The organism is Methylomonas sp. HYX-M1, from assembly GCF_040741385.1.
In the GTDB taxonomy this organism is placed as follows: Bacteria; Pseudomonadota; Gammaproteobacteria; order Methylococcales; family Methylomonadaceae; genus Methylomonas; species Methylomonas rhizoryzae.
This window is the reverse complement of record NZ_CP160405.1, coordinates 2,626,421-2,648,389: the sequence shown is the minus strand read 5'-3', so window position 1 is coordinate 2,648,389 and position 21,969 is coordinate 2,626,421. Positions and strand designations below refer to the sequence as shown.

Annotated in this window: 24 protein-coding genes and 1 tRNA gene; 18 read left to right on the top strand and 7 right to left on the bottom strand. The window is 52.1% G+C overall.

What is annotated here, in order from left to right; translation table 11 throughout:
• The first annotated feature begins 1 nt into the window (after position 1).
• The 13 genes from AB0A83_RS11935 (at position 2) to AB0A83_RS11875 (ending at position 12,446) form a co-directional block, all read left to right on the top strand.
• Positions 2–2,488 carry an N-6 DNA methylase gene (locus AB0A83_RS11935; protein ID WP_367154254.1) on the top strand — a complete coding sequence of 829 codons (2,487 nt, stop codon included), beginning with the start codon at positions 2–4 and terminating at the stop codon, positions 2,486–2,488.
• Positions 2,485–5,616 (top strand): type I restriction endonuclease subunit R, encoded by a 3,132-nt coding sequence (locus AB0A83_RS11930; RefSeq protein WP_367154252.1) that lies wholly within the window; start codon positions 2,485–2,487, stop codon positions 5,614–5,616. Before AB0A83_RS11935 ends, AB0A83_RS11930 begins: the two co-directional genes overlap by 4 nt.
• A 12-nt stretch (positions 5,617–5,628) precedes the next feature.
• Positions 5,629–6,444 carry a hypothetical protein gene (locus AB0A83_RS11925; RefSeq protein WP_367154250.1) on the top strand — a complete coding sequence of 272 codons (816 nt, stop codon included), beginning with the start codon at positions 5,629–5,631 and terminating at the stop codon, positions 6,442–6,444.
• Positions 6,445–6,564: 120 nt separating this feature from the next.
• Positions 6,565–6,777, top strand: coding sequence for a helix-turn-helix transcriptional regulator (locus AB0A83_RS11920; protein ID WP_367154248.1), 213 nt, complete (start codon positions 6,565–6,567; stop codon positions 6,775–6,777).
• Positions 6,778–6,786: 9 nt separating this feature from the next.
• Entirely contained in the window at positions 6,787–6,942 is a 156-nt protein-coding gene (locus AB0A83_RS11915) for a hypothetical protein (protein WP_367154246.1), read from the top strand.
• A complete protein-coding gene (locus AB0A83_RS11910; protein WP_367154245.1) occupies positions 6,936–7,373 on the top strand; it encodes a DNA primase in 438 nt (145 codons plus the stop codon). Before AB0A83_RS11915 ends, AB0A83_RS11910 begins: the two co-directional genes overlap by 7 nt.
• Positions 7,370–8,911 carry a YfjI family protein gene (locus AB0A83_RS11905; RefSeq protein WP_367154244.1) on the top strand — a complete coding sequence of 514 codons (1,542 nt, stop codon included), beginning with the start codon at positions 7,370–7,372 and terminating at the stop codon, positions 8,909–8,911. Before AB0A83_RS11910 ends, AB0A83_RS11905 begins: the two co-directional genes overlap by 4 nt.
• Entirely contained in the window at positions 8,908–9,291 is a 384-nt protein-coding gene (locus tag AB0A83_RS11900; RefSeq protein ID WP_367154243.1) for a hypothetical protein, read from the top strand. Before AB0A83_RS11905 ends, AB0A83_RS11900 begins: the two co-directional genes overlap by 4 nt.
• Positions 9,292–9,295: 4 nt before the next feature.
• The gene (locus AB0A83_RS11895) at positions 9,296–9,754 is read left to right on the top strand and encodes a hypothetical protein (RefSeq protein WP_367154241.1); all 459 of its coding nucleotides are present in this window, start codon (positions 9,296–9,298) and stop codon (positions 9,752–9,754) included.
• Entirely contained in the window at positions 9,735–10,418 is a 684-nt protein-coding gene (locus AB0A83_RS11890) for a hypothetical protein (RefSeq protein WP_367154240.1), read from the top strand. Before AB0A83_RS11895 ends, AB0A83_RS11890 begins: the two co-directional genes overlap by 20 nt.
• A 189-nt stretch (positions 10,419–10,607) precedes the next feature.
• Positions 10,608–11,060: a Panacea domain-containing protein gene (locus AB0A83_RS11885; RefSeq protein WP_367154239.1), complete on the top strand. Its 453-nt coding sequence runs from the start codon at positions 10,608–10,610 to the stop codon at positions 11,058–11,060.
• A 20-nt stretch (positions 11,061–11,080) separates the two neighbouring features.
• Positions 11,081–11,686, top strand: a complete 606-nt coding sequence (locus AB0A83_RS11880) for a hypothetical protein (RefSeq protein ID WP_367154237.1) — start codon at positions 11,081–11,083, stop codon at positions 11,684–11,686.
• A 601-nt stretch (positions 11,687–12,287) separates the two neighbouring features.
• On the top strand, positions 12,288–12,446 hold the full coding sequence (locus AB0A83_RS11875; RefSeq protein WP_367154235.1) for a hypothetical protein: 159 nt from the start codon (positions 12,288–12,290) through the stop codon (positions 12,444–12,446).
• Between the two features lie 163 nt (positions 12,447–12,609).
• Here the strand turns inward: AB0A83_RS11875 and AB0A83_RS11870 are convergent.
• Positions 12,610–12,685, bottom strand: a tRNA-Phe gene (locus AB0A83_RS11870).
• 381 nt (positions 12,686–13,066) lie between these two features.
• Here AB0A83_RS11870 and AB0A83_RS11865 point away from each other — a divergent pair.
• Positions 13,067–13,333, top strand: coding sequence for a hypothetical protein (locus AB0A83_RS11865; RefSeq protein WP_150048666.1), 267 nt, complete (start codon positions 13,067–13,069; stop codon positions 13,331–13,333).
• A gap of 72 nt (positions 13,334–13,405) precedes the next feature.
• Here AB0A83_RS11865 and AB0A83_RS11860 read toward each other — a convergent pair whose 3' ends face one another.
• From AB0A83_RS11860 to AB0A83_RS11850, 3 genes are all read right to left on the bottom strand, one after another.
• The gene (locus AB0A83_RS11860; protein ID WP_150048664.1) at positions 13,406–13,762 is read right to left on the bottom strand and encodes a hypothetical protein; all 357 of its coding nucleotides are present in this window, start codon (positions 13,760–13,762) and stop codon (positions 13,406–13,408) included.
• 104 nt (positions 13,763–13,866) lie between these two features.
• Positions 13,867–15,348 carry an ATP-binding protein gene (locus AB0A83_RS11855; protein WP_367154232.1) on the bottom strand — a complete coding sequence of 494 codons (1,482 nt, stop codon included), beginning with the start codon at positions 15,346–15,348 and terminating at the stop codon, positions 13,867–13,869.
• Between the two features lie 2 nt (positions 15,349–15,350).
• Positions 15,351–16,040 (bottom strand): response regulator transcription factor, encoded by a 690-nt coding sequence (locus tag AB0A83_RS11850; RefSeq protein ID WP_150048660.1) that lies wholly within the window; start codon positions 16,038–16,040, stop codon positions 15,351–15,353.
• A 189-nt stretch (positions 16,041–16,229) separates the two neighbouring features.
• Here AB0A83_RS11850 and AB0A83_RS11845 point away from each other — a divergent pair, with 189 nt between their 5' ends.
• Positions 16,230–16,694: a Spy/CpxP family protein refolding chaperone gene (locus tag AB0A83_RS11845; RefSeq protein WP_367154230.1), complete on the top strand. Its 465-nt coding sequence runs from the start codon at positions 16,230–16,232 to the stop codon at positions 16,692–16,694.
• Between the two features lie 52 nt (positions 16,695–16,746).
• Here the strand turns inward: AB0A83_RS11845 and AB0A83_RS11840 are convergent, their stop codons facing one another.
• Positions 16,747–16,953 (bottom strand): hypothetical protein, encoded by a 207-nt coding sequence (locus tag AB0A83_RS11840; RefSeq protein WP_150048656.1) that lies wholly within the window; start codon positions 16,951–16,953, stop codon positions 16,747–16,749.
• A 474-nt stretch (positions 16,954–17,427) separates the two neighbouring features.
• On the opposite strand from AB0A83_RS11840, the gene AB0A83_RS11835 reads away from it, so the two are divergent.
• Positions 17,428–19,080, top strand: coding sequence for an ABC transporter ATP-binding protein (locus AB0A83_RS11835; RefSeq protein ID WP_232056867.1), 1,653 nt, complete (start codon positions 17,428–17,430; stop codon positions 19,078–19,080).
• Positions 19,080–19,937, top strand: coding sequence for a PHP domain-containing protein (locus AB0A83_RS11830; RefSeq protein ID WP_367154229.1), 858 nt, complete (start codon positions 19,080–19,082; stop codon positions 19,935–19,937). Before AB0A83_RS11835 ends, AB0A83_RS11830 begins: the two co-directional genes overlap by 1 nt.
• Before the next feature lie 76 nt (positions 19,938–20,013).
• On the opposite strand, the gene AB0A83_RS11825 is transcribed toward AB0A83_RS11830, so the two are convergent.
• The gene (locus AB0A83_RS11825) at positions 20,014–20,799 is read right to left on the bottom strand and encodes a VacJ family lipoprotein (RefSeq protein ID WP_150048650.1); all 786 of its coding nucleotides are present in this window, start codon (positions 20,797–20,799) and stop codon (positions 20,014–20,016) included.
• 91 nt (positions 20,800–20,890) lie between these two features.
• Here AB0A83_RS11825 and rnt point away from each other — a divergent pair, with 91 nt between their 5' ends.
• Positions 20,891–21,517, top strand: coding sequence for a ribonuclease T (gene rnt, locus AB0A83_RS11820; RefSeq protein WP_150048648.1), 627 nt, complete (start codon positions 20,891–20,893; stop codon positions 21,515–21,517).
• A gap of 37 nt (positions 21,518–21,554) precedes the next feature.
• Here rnt and grxD read toward each other — a convergent pair whose 3' ends face one another.
• Positions 21,555–21,866: a Grx4 family monothiol glutaredoxin gene (gene grxD, locus AB0A83_RS11815; RefSeq protein WP_150048647.1), complete on the bottom strand. Its 312-nt coding sequence runs from the start codon at positions 21,864–21,866 to the stop codon at positions 21,555–21,557.
• Positions 21,867–21,969 lie beyond the last annotated feature (103 nt).

The following is a 21,969-nucleotide window of genomic DNA, read 5'->3' as shown; positions in this document are numbered from 1 at the left end:
CATGAACCATCAATCCCTTTCCGCCTTCATCTGGTCAGTGGCTGACCTGCTGCGCGGCGATTACAAACAATCCGATTACGGCAAAGTCATTCTGCCCTTCACTGTGCTGCGTCGTTTGGACTGTGTGCTGGAAGCCACCAAAGAGGCTGTGTTGGCCGAATACGCCGATAAGCAAAAGCTCGGCATCAACCCTCAACCCTTCCTGCTGCGCAAGGCTGGCCAGAGCTTCTACAACACCTCGCCGCTGGACATGAAAAAGCTGATGGGCGATCAGGATCATATTAAGGAAAACCTGTTTTCCTATATCCAAGGCTTTTCGCTTGAGGTCAGAGACATTTTCGAGCGCTTCGACTTTTACACCCAAGTGGATCGCCTGGCCAAATCCGGACTGCTCTATCAGGTGACGGAACGCTTCGCCCATGTCGATTTGCACCCCGAAACCGTCAGCAATAGCCAAATGGGTTTGGTATTCGAGGAACTGATCCGCAAGTTTGCGGAAATCTCCAACGAAACCGCCGGTGAGCATTTCACCCCGCGCGAAGTCATTAAATTGATGGTCAACCTGTTGTTCATTGAAGACGACGACGTGCTGGCCAAGCCCGGCGTGGTGCGCACCATTTATGACCCGACGGCCGGCACCGGCGGCATGTTATCAGTCGCCGGCGAATATCTGGAAGAGCATAATCCGGAAGCGCGTTTGACCATGTTCGGACAGGAACTCAATCCGGAATCCTACGCCATCTGTAAAGCCGATATGCTGATTAAGGGGCAGGATGTCGCCAATATCGTGTTCGGCAATACCTTTTCCGACGACGGCCATATCCTCAAGAAGTTTGACTATATGCTGTCCAATCCGCCGTTTGGGGTGGAATGGAAAAAGGTCGAAAAAGAAATCCGCAACGAACACGAAAAGCAAGGCTACAACGGCCGCTTCGGACCCGGCCTGCCGCGCGTCTCCGACGGCTCGCTGCTGTTTCTGTTGCACCTGATCAGCAAGATGCGCCCAGCCAAAGACGGCGGCAGTCGCTTTGGCATTGTCCTGAACGGCTCACCCTTGTTCACCGGCGGCGCTGGTTCCGGCGAAAGCGAGATCCGCCGCTATGTGCTGGAAAACGATTTGGTCGAAGCCATCATCGGCTTGCCGACCGATATGTTCTACAACACCGGTATTTCCACTTATGTTTGGATACTCTCCAACCGCAAACCGGAGCACCGCAAAGGCAAGCTGCAACTGATCGATGCCAGTGGTTTCTGGCAGAAGATGCGCAAAAGTCTTGGCTCCAAGCGCAAGGAATTGTCGGACCAGCATATCGCCGAAATCACCCGCTTGTTCGGACAATTCATCGAAGCTAGCGATGGCAAGAAACCCATCTCAAAAATCTTCAAGAATAGCGATTTTGGTTATCGCACCATCACCGTCGAACGCCCGCTCAAAGATGAAAACGGCAAAATACTGCTCGGCGAAAAGGGCAAGCTGAAAGGCAAGCCGCAACCGGACTCCAGCTTACGCGATACCGAAAACGTGCCGCTGTCGGACGATGTGGAAGCTTACTTCAAACGCGAAGTGCTGCCTCACGCGCCGGATGCGTGGATAGACCACGATAAAACCAAAGTCGGCTATGAAATCCCGTTCAATCGGCATTTCTATATCTTTGAAACGACGCGACAATTAGCCGAGCTAGATGTTTATTTAAAGGGTGTAACTGAACACATTTTGACCATGCTTGAGCAGGTTTCGGCCATAAATTTTCCTCATTACGAAAAATACAAGGACAGTGGCATTGAATGGCTTGGAAAAATTCCAGATCATTGGGCTATCGTCCCGATCAAACATCTCGGTCGTCTCAAAGGTGGTGCGGGATTTCCTCATAATGAACAAGGGATAGAGGGCGAAGAGCTTTCTTTCCATAAAGTTAATGCACTTGCTCAGGCAGGTAGTGATGGTATTTTGCTACCAAGCGAAAATACAATTACCCGTAATACGGCAGCACAGCTTGGAGCCTTTATTTTTCCACCAAAATCCATTGTTTTTGCCAAAGTTGGAGCGGCACTGTTATTAGGAAGAATTCGCCTACTCGGCGAAGATGCTTGCATTGATAACAACATGATGGGGTTAGTTGTTCGCCAACCCGAATATGATGTTGATTTTATTAAATATGCAATGAGTCTCGTTAGGTTTGATTTGATTGCCAACCCTGGCGCAGTTCCGTCTCTTAACGAAGCGCAAATTGGCAATTTCCTTCTTGCAATACCAAAATATGAGGAACAACAAATAATCGCGACATTCCTTGATAGAGAAACAACCAAGATTGACGCACTTATACAATCAATGGCCGGGAATCTTTCTATCGGCCAAACCAAAGATGCGAATTCTATGATTGCGTTACTACAAGAGCGTCGCATTGCTCTCATTTCCGCCGCCGTCACCGGCAAGATTGACGTGCGTGGTCTAGTCTCTACGACATTACCGGAGGAAGCCGCCGCATGAGCAATCTGCACAGGGAAGTCAATTTCGAGAATGAAATCTGCGAACACCTCGCCGCCCATGGCTGGCTGTATTCGCCAAACGATGCGGCCAAATACGACCGAGCGCGGGCGCTATTTCCTGATGATGTGCTGGCATGGGTAAAAGACACCCAACCGAAGGCATGGGAAGCACTGGAAAAGAACCACGGCGCACAGGCCGGCGAGGTGTTGCTCGGCCGGCTGCGGGATTCCATCAATCAACGCGGCACGTTAGATGTTTTACGCCACGGCATTGAATTAATCGGCTTGCGGCAACCCTTGACGCTCGCCCAGTTCAAACCGGCGCTGGCGATCAATCCGGATATTTTGACCCGCTACGCAGCCAACAGGCTGCGCGTGGTGCGGCAACTGCGCTATTCGCTGCATAACGAAAACGCCATTGATATTGGCCTGTTTCTGAACGGCATTCCGGTAGCCACGGCGGAACTGAAAACCGACTTCACCCAATCCGTGGATGATGCGATTGACCAATATCGCTTCGACCGTGAGCCACGGCCGAAAGGTCAAGGCAACCCCGAACCCTTGCTGTCCTTCCCCAATGGGGCTTTGGTGCATTTCGCGGTCAGCAATAGCGAAGTCTATATGACCACGGCGCTGGAAGGCGCGGCCACCCGCTTTCTGCCGTTTAATAAGGGCGACAACGGCGCAGCCGGTAATCCGGCCAATGAACATGGTCATCGCACCGCCTATCTTTGGGAAGACATTTGGGCTGGGGATAGCTGGCTGGAGATTTTGGGGCGTTATCTGGTCGCGCAGAAAGACCAGAAAAACCAGATCAAGAAAATCATCTTCCCGCGTTTCCATCAGTTGGACGGCACCCGCAAGCTGCTGGCCGCCGTGTTGCAGGAAGGTGCGGGCGGTAAATACCTCATCCAGCATTCGGCCGGCTCCGGCAAAACCAATTCCATTGCATGGTCGGCGCATTTTCTGGCCGATTTGCACAATGCCGCCCATGAAAAGCTGTTTGATACCGTGCTGGTCGTCTCCGACCGCAACGTCTTGGATAGCCAGTTGCAGGAAGCGATTTTCGACTTCGAGCGCACCGCCGGCGTAGTCGCCACCATTAAAGGTGAATCGGCCAGTAAAAGCGGGGAGTTGGCAACGGCATTATCGGGCGGCAAGAAAATCGTGGTTTGCACCATCCAGACCTTCCCCTTTGCACTCAAGACCGTGCAGGAGCAAGCCGCCACCCACGGCAAACGCTTTGCTGTGATTGCCGATGAAGCGCATTCGTCGCAAACCGGCGAAGCGGCCGCCAAGCTGAAAGCGGTATTGTCGGCGGAAGAGTTGCAAGAATTGACGGACGGCGGCGAAGTCAGCACCGAAGACCTGCTGGCCGCGCAAATGACCAACCGTGCCGCCGAAAACGGCATCACCTATGTGGCGTTCACCGCCACCCCCAAGGCCAAGACCTTGGAGTTGTTCGGTCGTCGCCCCCGTCCGGATTTGCCGGCCGGTGCTGATAATCTGCCCGCGCCGTTTCATGTCTATTCAATGCGCCAAGCTATCGAGGAAGGTTTCATCCTCGATGTGTTGAAGAACTACACACCTTATAAACTCGCCTTCAAACTGGCGCATGACGGCAAAGAATTGGACGACAAGGAAGTCGAGCGCAGCGAAGCCCTGAAAGGCATCATGCGCTGGGTGCGGCTGCATCCCTACAATATCAGCCAAAAGGTGCAGGTCGTCGTCGAGCATTTCCGCGAAAACGTCGCCCCGTTGCTGAATGGCAGAGGCAAGGCCATGGTGGTGGTTGGCAGTCGCTTGGAAGCGGTGCGCTGGCGGTTGGCGATTGATAAATACATTAAAGAAAACGGCTACAAAATCGGCACACTGGTGGCCTTTTCCGGCGAAGTGAACGACCCGCAATCCGGCGAAGACCCCTTCAGCGAAACCAGTAAAACCATGAACCCCAGCCTGAAAGGGCAAGACATACGCGAGGCGTTCAACACCGACGATTATCAAATCCTGTTGGTCGCGAATAAGTTTCAGACCGGATTTGATCAGCCCTTGCTGTGCGGCATGTATGTGGACAAACGGCTGGCCGGTATTGCCGCTGTGCAAACACTTTCCCGCCTCAATCGTGCCTATACGGGTAAAGACACCACCTATGTGGTGGACTTCGTCAACGATCCGGAGGACATTCTCACCGCCTTCAAAACCTATTATGAAACCGCCGAACTCTCGAACGTCACTGACCCGCATCTGGTGTTCGATTTGCGCATGAAGCTGGATGCGGCCGGATTTTATGACGAGTTTGAAGTCAATCGCGTGGTGGAAGTCGAGTTTAATCCCAATGCCAAACAAAGCGAGCTGGCCGGCGCGCTGGAACCGGTCGTGTCGCGGTTGTTGCTTCGATTCAAAGCAGCACAGGATAAGCTAACCATTGCCAAGGCCAAGGAAGACGGCAAAGCGGCGGCAGACGCGCAAAACGAACTGGATGCCCTGATACTGTTCAAGCACGACATGGCCGCTTTTCAGCGGATGTATGCCTTCCTGTCGCAAATCTTCGATTACGGCAACACCGCTATCGAAAAGCGCTTCATCTTCTACCGGCGCTTGTTGCCGCTGCTGGAGTTTGGGCGGGAACGCGAAGGGGTTGATTTATCCAAAGTCATTTTGACCCACCACAATCTGAAGCGCACCGGCAAACGTGATTTAGCCCTGGAAACGGGTGACTATAAAAAACTGGAACCCATGAGCGGTGCCGGCACGGGTTCGGTTCAGGAAAAGGAAAAAGCCTATTTGGTGGAAATCATCGCCAGGGTCAATGACTTGTTCGAGGGGGAATTGACCGATGACGATCGGCTGGTTTACGTCAACAACGTGATCAAGGGCAAACTGCTGGAATCGCAAATTCTGGTCAAACAGGCGGCCAATAATACCAAGGAGCAATTCGCCAATTCCCCCGATTTGTCGAATGAACTGATGAACGCCATCATCGATGCCTTCGCCGCGCACACTACGATGAGCAAGCAGGCCTTGGATTCTGAGAAGGTGCGTAGCGGGTTGAGGGATATTTTATTGGGGCCGGCGCAGTTGTATGAGGCGTTGAGAGAACAACACATGAAATTTCAAAATACAGTTTAGGATTGTTTGGCAATGACTGGCAGAGCAAAACAACCATGGGAAAACGATAGCTGCGCCACTTTACAAGCCTGCTATTCGGTTTACCACGTTCCAGTAGCTGCAGCACTATGGTGCGGCGTACCTCCCGATAGGCTTGAACAAGAATTGAGACTTGCTGTACCTATTGGCCAGTCTAACGCATTAGGCAGGGCAATATTGCGCCACCCTTACATAAGATGCCTTGAACCACGTATTCGTGCCATTCATGCCGCAATCGATGCCGGTGAAATACAAGCTTGCCGGGAGGATGGGCGCAAGGCGAATGATCATGTTGCATACGAAAGGCGGCATGTCTATGGCCTGGATTTGAAAGAATGGGCGAAAAAAATTGCTCCAACTGAGCGGCCAGCTTTTCTTTTTGATGACATCGAGCGCAACATTCATTCTGGTATCAACGCTGAAACATATCGCACCCTTAAATCGGCTCATGATGCCAAGGAAATAAAATTAACCGAAGCCAATGCTCGAATCAGGGAAATTGAAGCTATCAAGAGAGAGGTCGAATTAGAGCGGGATCAGCTGCGGGCTATGATTGATGCACTTACTGATCAATTAAAGAATGCAAATGTCCCTGGAGATCGCGCCGAAACCACTTATCAAAATATTATTGCTGCATTGCTGGATTGTATCGCTGGGAATGTACCCGATGTCGAGAAACATCCTTCTTTTGAAAGCGAGGCAAAGTTAATCGAAGCTATAGATGAGCATTACCGCGGTTACGGTGGATTGTCGAAAAGCAACTTATCTCGCAAATTCCCTGAAGCGAAGCGCAACTTGCGCAATCAATAGTTCCGCAATTGCGGCATTAGGCAACGCAACTGCGGTGCTGTAATCAAGTCGTGACAATATAAATACGCCATGTTCCGGGCTGTACCGGAATGCTTTAACCACATTCGAGGAAAGCGAAACATGGCAAAACAAATCCAAGCCGCGTTGACAATTCTGCGACGCAAACAAGTCGAAGCCCGCATCGGGCTGTCCCGCTCCACTATTTACGAACGCATCAAAGCCGGAACCTTTCCGGCGCCCATTTCTTTGGGGGCCAAATCGGTCGGTTGGCTGGAAAGCGAGATCGATGCCTGGTTGGCGTCCCAAATCGAAAAAAGCCGCAAGGCCGGCTAAGGGGGCGTGATGATCAAAAACAAACAAGCCGCCGGGTGTGGGGACACCCAAGCGGCTCAACAAACGATTCTGAAATTCAAGTTTATCGAAAAGCTGGCCGCATTGAAAGGCCACTGCTTTCGTTGGGCGACCTGGCTGAGTCAAATAGGCGGTGGCTTATGGTAAGCACCGTTTCAGCCAAAACGCAGTATTTGTTGGATCGGCTGGAACTGGTCAAAGTCACGGGCGCAGGCAAATGGCTGGCGCGTTGTCCGGCGCATTATGATCGCTCGCCGTCATTGGCTATTCGCGAAGCGGATGATCGGATTCTGATTCACTGTTTTTCCGGTTGTAGCGTGTCGCAAGTCTTGCAAGCGGTGGGTTTGCAAATGACCGATCTTTTTCCGGATCGACTGGATAATCCTTACGCACCCAAACCAAGATTTCCCAAGTTCAGTGCCTATGAATTGTTTCCGCTGTTAGTGCAGGAGGCAGTGATATTGGCGTTGGCCTGGAGCGATACACTGGCAGGCAAGGTATTATCGGAAAAGGATCATCAACGTGTTCAGCAGGCGTTTCAGAGTGTGATGCGTTTGCACTCGGAGGTGTCCCGATGAGTTTGCTGGCGCGTTTAGATGAGTTGAATTTTGCCGATCCTTTGGCTGATTGGCCAGAGCCACAACCGTTACCGGATGGCTTGCCGTCGGTCGCGGCATTCGATTTTGCCTTGCTACCGGATACCTTGAAACCGTGGGCGGCCGATATTGTGGACCGTGTGCAGTGCGCCCCGGATTTTGTAGCGGTTACGATTATGGCCGCGTTGGGCACGGTGTTAGGGCGGAAAATGGGCATGCGCCCGCAAAATCAAACCGACTGGACGGTCACGCCGAATCAATGGGCCTTGGTGGTTGGTCGACCGGGTGTGCTGAAATCGCCCGCAATGGAAGCGGCCTTGTCACCGTTGAAACGCTTGGCCGCGCAAGCCACCGAGTTGCATCGGATGGAAATGCAGGATCACAAGTTCGCTGCCAAGCTTTTTAAATTAAGGGCCGATGAAAGTGAAAAAGCGGCCAGGAAGCTATTGGCCAAGGATGCCAATGCCGATTTATCCCAATACTTACTGGATGCGGAAATCGAAGCGCCCGCGTTACGTCGCTACATTGCGAATGACACCACCGCCGCCGCGTTAGGGGAATTACACAGGCAAAATCACAATGGGTTACTGGTGTTTCGCGACGAACTGGTGTCGTTGTTGAAAGCCTTGGATCGTGAAGACAACGCCGAAGCCCGTGGCTTTTACTTGACCGGTTGGAATGGGGATAGTCCTTATACCTTCGACCGCATCATGCGCGGCATGAATCTGCATATTCCGGCCGTTTGTTTATCGCTATTGGGTTCAACGCAACCGGGCCGAATTGCCGACTACGTTCGGCATGCGGTACGCGGTGGATCGGGCGATGATGGTTTGATCCAGCGTTTCGGCCTGTTGGTCTGGCCGGATATTGGCGGCGAATGGCGCAACGTCGATCGTTTTCCAGATAGTGATGCCAAACGTGAAGCGAACCGCGTCTTCGATTATCTGGACAAATTGGAACCGGAACAGGTTGGTGCCCTACAGGATACGGATCACAACGGTCAACCCGATGGCTTGCCGTATTTGCGCTTTGACGATGCGGGCGGTGAAATTTTTCTGGAATGGCGCACCCAACTGGAAACCCGTTTGCGCAATGGCGAGTTACATCCCGCCATGGAATCCCATTTGGCGAAATACCGCAAGCTTGTGCCGGGGCTGGCGCTGATTCTGCACTTGGCTGAAGGTAAACACGGCCCGGTCACGGAGCGCACCACCTTGCAAGCCCTGGCCTGGGCCGAATATTTGGAAACCCATGCGCAACGGGCTTATGCCAGCGTATCGTCGCCCGAAGTGGCAGCCGCCAAGGCAATTTTGCAGCGGATTCGAAAAGGTGATTTGAAAACTCGCTTTTCCAGTCGCGATGTGTGGCGACCGGGTTGGGCTCATTTATCAGACCGGCAATTGGTCGCGGATGCCCTCGAACTCCTGACCGATCTGGATTGGCTGCGCAGTCACCGACAGGAAACGGCTGGGCGGACGGCGACAATTTATGAAGCCAACCCGAAAGGTTTACAGTCATGAATTATTTGCAACGTCTTAAAGCCTTGGATTCGACAAAAGTGGCGCCCGTTGCTACTGCCTTAACTGCCAAAAGCCCAGTCGATGAGCCTTTTGACAGTTTTGGCACTAGCGATACTGGGCAGTTTTCCGAAATCAGCCCGGATTCAACCCTCACCAAGCAACGCGATGCCTTGGATGATCGGGGTTATTGCCGTGAGTGCAGCAACCAGACCAGCAAAGGGCGTTGTCTGGCGGCTTGGCGTGGCGAGATTCTGGCCGAAAGCCATTACCACCCAGTCGATGACATTCCCAGGCGCTGCGAGGGCTTCGCACCAAAACCCGATGATTCCGATCAACGTACCGGCCGGCAACGCTGGCCTGGACTCAATTCGAAGAGGTAAACCCATGGCAAGACGCAAACAGCAACCGCAACACTTTATCAAAGGCACCGCCAAGCACCGCCGCACGGAAGCCGACTATATGTCGACCTTGTTGGAAACAGTCACCTTGGAGGACTGGCAAGCCGTCGTGACCAGTACGGTCGCAGCCGCCAAACAGGGCGATGCCCAAGCGCGGGCTTGGCTAGGGCAATACTTGGTCGGCAAGCCGGCAGGCAAAGCCCCGACGCCTCTAACCGTGGTGGTGCAACAACTGAATGGCGAGAATCCCTTGGTCAATCGCTTGTCGCAACGGATTATCAGTCACCACAATAATCCGTTTGCACACAATGACGACGAGTTTGAAGACCACATCAAGGCATTAGTCGCCGCAGAATTGGCCGAAAAAATACCGATCTTGGAAACACCGTCTACGCTAGAGCCGGCAAGGGAAGGAGCCGATTTTGATGGTGAACAAATCGGTTAATTTGCCTAATGATTTCGGAAAAATAAAAATGGGTGGATTCGGTAGCGGTCGAAAATTTGGCGCAAATGTCACGGACGATTATCGGCAAATCGATATTCGGCGCTGGCAGCGGGATGGGCTGTTATTTCCTGGCAGTCATATCAACTGGCAATGGTCACGCAATGGGGAAAAGATCGCCTCGATCGGGGCTAAGGTGGAAACAGGGTATTTGCGTCTGATCTACGACTATCGCGCGCCTGGTTCAGAAAGTTGGGAGCCGCTGGATTATCCGGTTCGACTGCAAACCACGCCCTGCCATTATGGCGGTGTGCGTTATTGGTTTACTTGCCCGGCTGTCGGGTGTGGGCGTCGGGTGGCGATACTATATTCCGGCGGCAAATACTACGCTTGCCGGCATTGCTACCAATTGGCGTATCAAAGCCAACGTGAAGACAAGGGAGATCGTGGACATCGTGGCGCCAATAAAATCCGCGCGAAATTGGGTTGGGCGGTTGGAATTGCAAATCCACTAGGGGGCAAACCCAAAGGGATGCATTGGCGTACTTACAATAGAATGATGCTCAAACAGTTGCGTTATGCGAATGATGCCAATCGCGGGATGATTGCAACGCTCAAACGGCTTGATGTGAAATTTGCTGAGCTTGAAGAATTGTTGAATTGTTGAATTGATTGTCAAAATTGAACGAATAAATCCGATGCCTTTGGCGGATTTTCCTTCTTCCTTAGTCAATGATCCATCGTCATATCTCTCGAATGATACGCCTCTTGTGCATATCACTAACAACGCCACTAGCTTGTATATGTGCTAGTATTTTCGCCAATAAAGAAGTCGCATAGTTAGCAGAGACAGAAAATGACAATCTCAAACGAGTTAGAAATCGTAGAGCAAACAATTATTTATCTTCATCGAGAGATGTTCGATGAAAGTCCGTCTCCCATGAAGCTTCAAAAGCTATGTTACTACGCCCAAGGTTATGCTTTGGCTCAAGGTGACGAGTTGTTTCCAGAGGAATTTCAAGCGTGGCAGCACGGTCCGGTTGTAAAGCCTTTATATTGGAAATATCAGCACTACAAGTGGCGTCAAATCTCTAATGAAGTTCCTGATCCTCAAACAGAGCACTTAGAATATCTGAGAGAAATCGTTGCCGCTTACGGTCGCTACGATGGAGCGGCTTTAAGCACGATGACTCATCGCGAGACGCCATGGCTCGAAGCGCGTGGTGAATTGCCGGAATCGGCGGGCAGTAGCGCAATAATTGGCAAGGAGTCCATGAAATCCTTTTTCTCAGGCAAGCTCAATAGTTGAGTTGAGTTGAGTTGTTTCGAATGGCCGATAATCGATATGCGAATATCGCAGATCGCGATGCCAAGCGAGTTTCAGAAGAGAAGCTAAAGTTGTCTTTTGTCTACATAGATTGGGACTCAGAAGAGTTCTTCTTTCACGGACTTGAGTCCCAGTATTACCAGAAGTTCTTCTGGTGCATGTCCGAGCTTCAATCGGCTACTGAACGTCAGATAGCGCAACAGACACATCCGAGTTTACGGCCCAAGTCGATATTCAACTCCGATACGTCGATCAAGAACGCTTTTCCTGTTTCCGTAATTGAGAGAGTCAAGCAGCAACTATTCGTTGAGACTCGGGATGAAGCGGCCGCAGCAGATCAAGCGAAAGAAATTACGGCGCGGGCGTTTGAAGTGTCGCTCTCAAAGAACTACGGACGCGTCCATGGTTTTTTGTGGAATAACACCTTTCATATAGTCTGGGTTGATCCTGCGCATAACTTGTTTCCTATGGGGCGAAAAATCACCAAACATCAAGATGCCGCAGTTGTTAGGTGCTTTTCACCTGAAGAGTGCCATCGCCTCCAGGAAATCATCCGCCAGCTACAAATCGAAAATGAAGAGCTTTTGGAGGCGTTCGCCAATCAATAGTCAAAGCAAAGTCGGAAATTGTCCGAATTTGATCTGCCAGTTTGATTATCAAATGTGTGCTTCTTCAGATAATGAGTGCCCATAATTGTGCCCATCGTGAAATGACGATGTTTGTAATAAATTGTTTTTTATGCTGTTTTTATTGTTTTCTATATTCTGTATCGAAGTCGGAAGCGGTTCCGGACGGTTCCGAAGCAATCCATTAAATACCAGTTATTTAGCAAAAGCGTGTTTCGGATTGATCTTGCGAAATCCTGCCAAGTCTGTCCGAATCGGGCACGAACATCTTTGATGTAGGGTTAGAAAATCGATGTTATCAGGGCGCAAGCATAGGTAAGCGGGCATCTATTTTCGATTTTAAAAAAATCAATATGCGATGTGTCCGTCGTGTTAGGCTGTAACCATGATGAAGCTGTTGCATAGGCGCAAATTGACGGAAGCGGTATGTTTGTCGAGGTATTGGCGGACGGTGGAAAAGTGTGGCGCTTGGTTACCGGCTATTCGACAAGCAGAGAGCGGTCGACTTGGGCTAGCATCCGGCTTATAGCGTGGCTAAGCCCGCTAGCGGTGAGCGGGTTGTCTTAAATGACCGCGAAGCGCGGTGATGCCGTGCAATGACAGCATAAAGAACCGCCGTGGGGTTGCCGGGCCGGATAATCAAATCAATGCGCTGGAGAAAAAACGGCTGGTGCTGAACGATCAACTGGCCGCAGCAAAGCAACCGCTACCCGGCTTCGACGAGATGTATCGAATCGATTAGTTAACCCCTTGAAAATATAGCATTCCGGGCGATTTGAAGACCAGCGCGCCGTGCTCAAACTGTTGTTTTCGTAGCCGTTGAATTACACGCGAAACGGCGGATATAGAAAACCGAAATTATCATTACCGTTCAGTGTGTTAGGGGATTTTTGCGTGCGGAAAAATGGTGCCCAGGGGCGGAATCGAACCACCGACACGAGGATTTTCAGTCCTCTGCTCTACCGACTGAGCTACCTGGGCGCTGTGACAGCCGCACATTAAACAGGAGTTTCATGCTTCAGTCAAGAAAAACCTCGCTTATTTTCCTGAAACTCATTATGAGAACTACTGCGGTGTTGTAAAAAATAGTTTTCTAAGCGCACGAGTGTGCTTTCAGCGTCAGCGCTTTTCATTGGCCGGATGATTGTCATCATGCGTCGCGTCTGTTGCACTCACGCGAAGGCGGTGGTGGGGTTCCGGGAGGCGCGGGGGCGGTATGAAACGGCTAGTCGGGGCGGGTGACTTGGCGATGCGCTCTGAAATTGGTACTTTGTGGCCTTGGCCGTACATATATTGAATGTAGGCGTTGTCGTATTTTGTTGGCTAGCGTAAGCCGAGCTGCGACCGTATCCGCTGCCGACGATGCTGCCGGTAACCATCCTGTCCGCGCCTATCGCCGCGCCGTCACCACTGCCTATTGCCGTTCCGTCCAGCGCGCCTAGGGGCGGAGTCGGCGACCGCGCTACCGAGTTGGCTGTTTGCGGCGGCTTGCGTAGGGCTTATGCCGGTCTAGTCGGCGGCATATCGGCGGCACATTTCGTCATCGTAGCGAAATGGGTCGAACCGCATGCTATTGCGGGTAGGGCCGTAATACTTGGGCCGCTAAGTATGGTGCGCGCAAGCGAATAGCGCTGAGCATGGGCTCAAGCAGAGAAAGGGTAAACGCGAGTTCATCGGATTTCTGTTATAAGCACAGTGCGGTTATTGGGGCGGAGTCGGTTCGACCGCTTGCCAGCCACCCGGGCAAGTCTGCACAACGGGGTAATATCCCTGTGGATCGAAGCAGTAATACCAGTAACCTTGCGGATAGGTGTGACCGGCGGCTGCGGCGGCGGGTTCGCGCTCGATGTAAACCGGCGGATCTTGCAAGACCGTGATGACCGGTGGGGCGTAGTCGTAATAGGGTGGGTAGAGGTAATAGGGCCGGGGCCAAAACGGTACGCCAACATAAAAGCCAAAGCCGGAATGGGCGTGAGCGTGGCGCCCGCCCGGCCAGGAGACGTTGCTAAAGCCTAATAAGCTCAGGCAGCTTAGGGTAAAAATCAATGGTCTAAACATCGTTGTCTCCTGTTGTCCTGAGGTGCTATAGAGTGCTTGGCATGTTTGCAACGGCGGCGAATGGGAGAGCTATATGAATGGCGCGGTTTGCGCCGACTTCAAAATTAGATTACGCCGGAAGCCATCGTAGCGGTAAAGGGTAATTCGATAGCGACTTGCAAGCCGCCTGTCGGCCGGTTGCGGGCACTGACGTTTCCGCCTAGTGCCGATACGGAACGTTGGGCAATGGTTAAGCCCAAGCCCACGCTATCCGGTCTGACGCGTTTCCCGCTCCGGAAGAATGGCATGAAAATGGCTTGCAAATCCGCTTCCGCTACTCCTGGACCTTGATCGTTTACCGTTATCTTTAAGCACTGTAGGGAAGGTTGATAATCTACGATCATTTCCACTTCGCCGTCTGCGCGGCAATGTTGTACCGCATTGCGCAAGACGTTTTCCACGGCTCGCAACAACAGTTCGGCGCGGATCGAGCCGTATAATTCGTCGGCAACACTGCGGTATGTCAAGCTAATCCCCTTGGATTCGGCTTCGAAACGGGCGTCTTCGGCTATGTCTTTCAGCAAGCAGCCGACATCGGCATCGATGCATGCATCGTCGCAGACCCCGGCTTCCAATCTGGACAGCATCAATAATTCGCCTACCAGTTCGTTAATTCGCTGGGATTCGCGTTCGATACGCTCCAAGCTGGCGGCAATTTTGTCCGGTTGCTGTTGAGCCAGACCAATCGCTACCTGCATGCGGGCCAACGGCGAACGCAATTCGTGAGATACGTCGTGCAACAAGCGTTGTTGCGCGTCTACCAAGTTTTCGATTTGTTCGGCCATATGGTCGAAAGCCAAGCCTAAGTCGACCAGTTCGTCTCTGCGTTTGCCCAATGAGCGGCCGACCCGGGTTTGCAGCTTGCCTTCCGCCACCGCTGCGAACGCTTGTCGTAAGCCGCGGATCGGCGTAGCGAAATACCAGGCCAACGCCATGCTGAACAATAGACTGGCGATAAGCCCGGTGGTAATAGGTAACCAAGGTGACGGTGGCTCGTGCGGTCTTGGGTGCGTCACCCCGGGCGGTTTGCCACCGAATTCTATCGGGCCGAATTCGCCGTGACCGGCATGCGGCGGCGGCCCGGGAGGAATGCCGCGTTGGACATCCTGCTCGTGCGGTGGATGAAAACCGTGTTCAGGTAACGCGGCGAACAGCAAGTAGCTATGGCCGTTCGCGGCCTGGATCAGTTGAATGGCCTTGGGAAAAGCGGCTCGCAAGTACAAGGCGCGGGCATGTTGTAGCGTTTCTGCGCTGACTTCTCTTCTAAGTAATTCGCGGTCTGTGTCGTCGACTGCATACACCGGAGGATTGTGCGGTTCGCCGAGTTCGGACAAATATTGGCTTAACGCATCGATGCCGCCGTGCCGCAATACATTGGCGGCAGCGGATACCCAGGCGTCGGCGTGCCGGTCTATATGCATCTCCGTCAGTTGCCGGGCATTCAGTTGTTCCCTATGTCGCCACCATACGGCGCTACCGACGCCGATGCCGGCCAGCAACACGGCTAGCCAAAACGAAAAGAAAAACTTCCAAAACAATCGCCCCATGCCTAGTCTCGGACCAGCTGATAGCCTTGGCCGCGAACCGTTTGAATGTAGGACCTGCCGTCGGCCTGGCTGCCGAGTTTGTGGCGTATGCTGCTCATATGCACGTCTATGCTACGGTCGAAGCGGGCCAGCGGCCGGCCTAGGCCTTTTTCGGACAGTTCCTGTTTGCTGACGATATGGCCGACGTTCAATGCCAAGGTTTGCAGCAAATTGAATTCGGTGCTGGTCAGTTCCAAGTCGTGCTCGAACCAGCGCGCTTTGCGTTTATCGCTCCAGATTTGCAGGGGGCCTGCTGTCAACGGGCCTTTGCTTTCGGTTTCTAAGGCTTCGGTGCGGCGTAGTATCGCTTTGATCCTCGCCACCAATTCGCGCGGCGAGCAAGGTTTGGGTACGTAATCGTCGGCGCCGGATTCCAAGCCGATAATTCTGTCGACGTCGTCGCCTTTGGCGGTAAACATCAGGATGGGCAAGCCGCTTTGTTGACGTATTCTGGTCAGAATTTCGGTGCCTTTGATGTCGGGCAGCATGATGTCCAGCACGCACAGGGCGAAGCGTCCGGAAAGCGCCATTTCCAAGCCGTTGCCGCCGTCATGGCATGCCGTCACTTGAAAGCCTTCTTGCGCCAAATACTCCTGAAAGAGTGCAGTCAGTTCGATGTCGTCGTCTATGATTAAGATTTGCGTGTTCGTCACGTGAGTCCCCTGGTTGTGTAAACGTTGTCATGATAATCGCCGGTAACCGAGAGACCAATCGCTTACTCCGGGATTTACCTAAATTTACACCGTAATAACAGCGTTTTACCGTGTAAAGACGATACTGTCCGCCGACGGTGAGCGCTACTAGCTGTCACTGAGTATCCGTAAAATTTCCAGGAGTGACCGATGAGAAAATTGCTGTTGGCTGTATTGTTATGTTCGTCCGCCGTCTTTGCGATGCCACCCATGCCGGGAGAGCCGCCTTGTCCTCACGGCGCTATGAGCATGGAGGGTAAGGGCGGCATGGGAAAATCCGGTGCCGTCGGACCCGGCGAACACCTGCCGCCGTATTTAACAGGGATTGCGTTAAGCGACGAACAAAAAAACCAGCTGGCCGAGTTGCTGAAAAGCCGCCGGCAACCCATGCAAGATCTTGGCAAGCAAGAACACCAAGCCAAAGAAGCGTTGCTCGCCTTGAGTTTTTCCAACGATTACAGCAGCGATAAGGCTGCGCCCATGATTGCAAAGCTCGCGCAACTGCACTCGAACATGCTCGGCGAGATCAGTGCAGCCGACAATGCCGTATTTAAATTATTGACCGCCGAACAATTGGCGGTTTTGAAGGGGCATCGGCAAGCTAACAAACCTTGAGCTAAGCCGGCGGCGGCGGAAAAGGCCGCCGTCGCAGGTGATGCCGTCAGCATTAGCCTTTTTTTTGTGCTTCCTGCTTTTCCAAGGTGAACTCTACGATACGTTGACGCAACGCCTCGTCTTTCAACATTAATTCGACCATTACGTCTATCGTGACGCGCAATTTCAGCGCATTCAAGCGGGTAAAAGTTTTCAATTCGTCGTACGTTGCTTGGTTTAAAGCAACTTTCTTTTTGTCGTCTCTATTATCGTTAGCCATGCGGTGTTCCTATTGCAATCGTAAACTTGGACAGCGGGAAAAATAAGCCGGCAATCTACCAGTTTTTGCGCGCCGATGTCACCGCGTTGTAAGAAACAATGCATGAGTCAAGCCTACGCAAATGTCGGTAAATTGCTTACGCAAAGCGAAACAGGACGAGTATGGCTTAGGATAGTCCGGACGTGAATGATGATGGGAATATTCAAATCGGCCAAGGGTTTTAGCCGAGTGGCTAAGGGATTATAATCCCAAGCGCAGACTACCCATTTTACCAGACGGCAAAATCACCATTGTCCATGGATTGCTTCAACTTTTACCGCGCCAAGACATTTGAAGACTAAGCTACCGTCCATCTCCTACGAATATTCTTGGCGCTATATATTCGCAATCGCCCTAAGACATAAAAAAAAGCTGATCACCGGCCACTTGATAGCGGTACTGGCCACTGCGGCCGCCGTGCCGGTACCTTTGATCATGCCTTTGTTGGTCGACGAAGTTTTACTCAACAAACCCGGTTTGATTTTAAACAGCGTCGATCCTTACCTGCCGGCCGATTGGCGTCAACCGACAGTCTATATCGCCGGCGTGTTGATCGTCAGTTTATTGTTGCGCTTGTTCGCTTTGGTGTTGAATATCGTGCAGACCCGGCAATTTTCGATGATAGCCAAGGACGTCATTTTTCGCATCCGGCAAAGCTTGATCCGGCACTTGCAGAGCATATCGATGTCCGAATACGAGAGCTTGGGCAGCGGTACCGTGACGGCCTATATGGTCACCGATCTGGACACTTTGGACAATTTCATCGGCAACACCATCAGTAAATTGTTGATTGCCATTCTCACGGTGTTGGGTACCGCGGTTATCTTGCTGTGGATGCACTGGCAATTAGGATTGTTCATCATCTTTTTGAACCCGGTAGTCATTTATTTGGCCAAAGCGGTCGGTTCCAGAATCAAAGATCTAAAAGCCAACGAAAACCGAGCCTACGGCGTGTTTCAACAGGCTTTAAGCGAAACCCTGGAAGCGATACACCAAATTCGTGCCAGCAATCGTGAGCAACATTACGGCTTGCAATTGATGGAAAGTGCGAGAGCCGTTAAAGAACATTCCATAGCGTTCGCCTGGAAGAGCGACGCGGCGGCCAGATTAAGTTTTTTAACGTTTTTATTCGGATTCGATATTTTTCGCGCCACGGCGATGCTGATGGTGTTGTATTCCGATTTGAGCATAGGGCAGATGCTGGCGGTATTCGGTTATTTGTGGTTTATGATGGCTCCGGTGCAAGAGATTTTGGGGATTCAGCAGGCATTCTACGCCGCTAAAGCAGCCCTGATTCGGGTTAATCAACTGACCCGCTTAAACCGCGAGCCGCACTATCCGCATGTGTTTAATCCGTTTCTTAACAAGAAAACGGTCGGCGTTACCGTTAAGGATTTGTATTTCAGTTACCGGGACGAACCGGTGCTGAACGGTATCAATTTGGCGATAGCAGCGGGTAGTAAAATTGCATTGGTCGGCGCCAGCGGCGGCGGTAAATCCACGTTGGCTCAAACCTTGATCGGTTTATATCCGCCGGCTAGCGGGATGATTTATTTCGATGGCGTGCCGATGTCCGGTATCGGCCTGGATGTGGTTAGAGAGCATGTCGCTACCGTTTTGCAACATCCGGCTTTGTTGAACGCCTCGATTCGGGATAATCTGACTTTGGGGCGGAATGTCGACGATGCCGAGCTCTGGCATGCGTTGGAGTTGGCGCAGATGGGCACGACGGTGATGGAGATGAAGCGTGGTTTGGATACGGTGGTAGGCAGGCAGGGCGTGCGCTTGTCGGGTGGGCAAAGACAGCGGTTGGCGATTGCACGCATGATCGTCAGCAAGCCGTCCGTAGTCATTTTGGACGAAGCGACTTCCGCGTTGGACAGCGAAACCGAATTCAAGCTGCACGCCGCGCTGGCCGGTTTTTTGGAAGGCCGCACCACCATTATTATCGCCCACCGCTTGAGTGCGGTGAAGCAAGCGGATCATGTTTACGTGTTCGAAGAAGGGCGTATTTGCGAACAGGGCAGGCATGAGGCTTTGATTCAACAAAACGGTTTATACGCCAAACTGTACGGCGAGTATCAGTAATGTCCCCGGTTTTCGATTTGCATTGTCACTCTACCGCGTCGGACGGCGCTTTGTCGCCGGCTGAATTGCTGATGCGTGCCAAAGACAAGGGGGTATCGGTGTTGGCGCTGACCGATCACGATACTACGTTCGGGTTGGAAGCAGCGGCGGCGTCCGCTGAACAGTTAGGCATTTGCCTGTTAAATGGCATCGAAGTTTCCGCTCTGTATGCCAATCAGTGTTTACACGTGATTGGTTTGGACATCGACCCCAAGCATCCGGTGTTGGCGGCAGGCTTAGCTCGGCAAAGCGAGCTTCGTGGGCAACGCGCGCGAAAAATGGCCGAGAAGCTGGCCAAAAAGGGCATCGCCGACGCGTATCCGGCGGTACGCGCGCTGGCAAGTACCGGGGAAATTACCCGCTCGCACTTTGCGGATTTTTTGGTGCAGGCCGGAAAGGCCAAAGATCAGCAGGATGCGTTCGACAAGTACTTAAGCAAGGGTAAGCCCGGTTACGTGCCTACCCAATGGGCCGAGTTGGACGAAGTGGTGGCGTGGATTAACGCGGCAGGCGGCGTCGCGGTGTTAGCCCACCCCTTGCGTTATAACTTGAGCCATAAGTGGATCGATCGGGTACTGGCGGCGTTCAAGCAAGTGGGCGGTGTCGGCGTAGAGGTGGTCACGGGCAGGTCGTCGCCGGACGATATTCGGCTTAGCGCCCAATTGGCCTTGAAACACGGCTTGTATGCGTCCATAGGCTCGGATTTTCACAATCCCGACAACCCCTGGGTGGAATTGGGAAAATTAGCGCCGTTGCCGGCGGGCTTGCAGCCGATTTGGCAGTTGTTCGGCAGTGCGGTGCAATCGCTTTTGCCATAGCGCTAAGCGCGATTGGAGCGTAAAGGATTTTAGAAAGTCGCCGCTACGGCGACTTTCTAAGGGCGTTACAAAGGAATCAATAAGGGTTTGGCGAAACCGGGCCGTAGCCTTCGTCTTTCAATTCCTGAAATTTCAACACGTCGTCTTCCGGTACGTTGCCGTCGTTGACCAAGTAGTTGCGTTGGGTCAGGTAGGCGTTTTTGAAGAAATCGTAACGGTCGATAGCAGCTTCGCTGGCGATTTTTTCGATGCTCAACAAATCCGCGCGAGTGTCCACGGCTTTTAAACCACCCGCCCCGATAGATACGGCGGAACCTATCCAATTCGGGTTGAGATAAAAGCCGGCGTATGTAAAGGGATTCATGGCCGCATCGCCGACTAAACCGAAAATGCCGCGCGGGGAGCTTGGCCCAAAGAAAGGCAAGACCAAATAAGGACCGGTAGGCACTCCCCAAACTCCCAACGTTTGGTCGAAGTCTTCGTTGTGTTTGCCAAGGTCCAGCATGCCGGCAATGTCGACCAAGCCGCCTACACCGGCGGTGGTATTAATCAGGAAGCGGGCCGCATCCAGACCGGATTCGGCAAATTTGCCCTGCATCGCCTGATTGGCGAAGACGCCGATGTCGTCGATATTGCTGAAGAAATTGGTGACGCCCCGGTCGACGAACGACGGGGTAATCCATTGATAGCCATGTGCGACCGGTTTCATCACGTAGTCGTCCAAATGGTCGTTGAACGACTGGACGCTTCTATTCCAATTCTCGTAAGGATCTTTGCTGTCGTGCACGGCCGTTGTCGCACAACCGTTCAGAATCGTCGAAAGGCTAAGCACAATCAATGATCCTATTCTTTTGAATGGCATAAATGTAACCTCGTAACCTGTTTATTGTTTAAAGCGGCGAAAACTTAACGTAACATACCATATTACCTTCTTTTCTAGCCAATGTAGCAATATGGATAACTGCTTCACTCCACTGGGCGACCGTTTTCGCGGTTATTTACCCGTGGTAGTCGATATCGAGACTGCCGGTTTCAATGCCAAAAAAAATCCGCTGTTGGAAATGGCGGCCGTAATCGTCGAACAAGATCAAAACGGCTGGTTGCGCATTACCGAAAAGCATCATTGCAACATCGTTCCGTTCAAGAATTCCGAGCTGGACGAGGCGGCGCTCAAGTTTACCGGCATCGATCCGTATCATCCTTTTCGGATGGCTATTGAAGAAAAAGATGCTTTGCAAACATTGTTTTTGCCGATACGCGCCGCGGTAAAACGCAACGATTGTAAAAGAGCGATCTTGGTCGGACATAATCCGGCATTCGACATCAATTTTCTTAACGCTGCGATCGACAGGACCCAGTGCAAAAAAAGTCCGTTTCATCCCTTTAGCAGCTTCGATACCGCCACCTTAGGGGGGTTGGTGTTCGGGCAGACCGTATTGGCAAAAATTGCCGAAGCGGCCGGTTTGGAATGGGACAATCAGCGTGCGCACTCGGCGCTTTACGATGCCGAGCAAACTGCACAATTGTTTTGCATCATCTATAACCGGTGGAAAAAGTTGTCGGCCTTAGCAGCGGCTTGATGTGTGCGGCCCGCTCTCGCGAGCCGCCATTTGTTGCTTACTCCGGTTTTACCAGCATTTTTTCCAGCTCGCCGCGGTTGTATAGATCCATGACGATATCGCAACCGCCTACCAGTTCGCCGTTGATGTAAAGCTGCGGATAGGTCGGCCAATTGGAATAGCTTTTCAGTGCTTCGCGAACTTCGGGTTCCTCGAAAATGTTGATGGCCCGGTAATCGGCATTGCAGGCTTGCAACACCTGTACTACGCGGCCGGAAAAACCGCATTGCGGGAAATCCGGAGTGCCTTTCATATACAGCACCACCGGATAACTGGTGAGTTGTTCTTGTATTCTTTCGACTACGCTCATGACTTTCATCCGAATAAATTGAAAACCCAGCAATCCTATCAAGAATTGTCGGCTTTTGAAACGTCAAGCGGTTAAGACTGAATTACGTTTTCGGTATCGAATT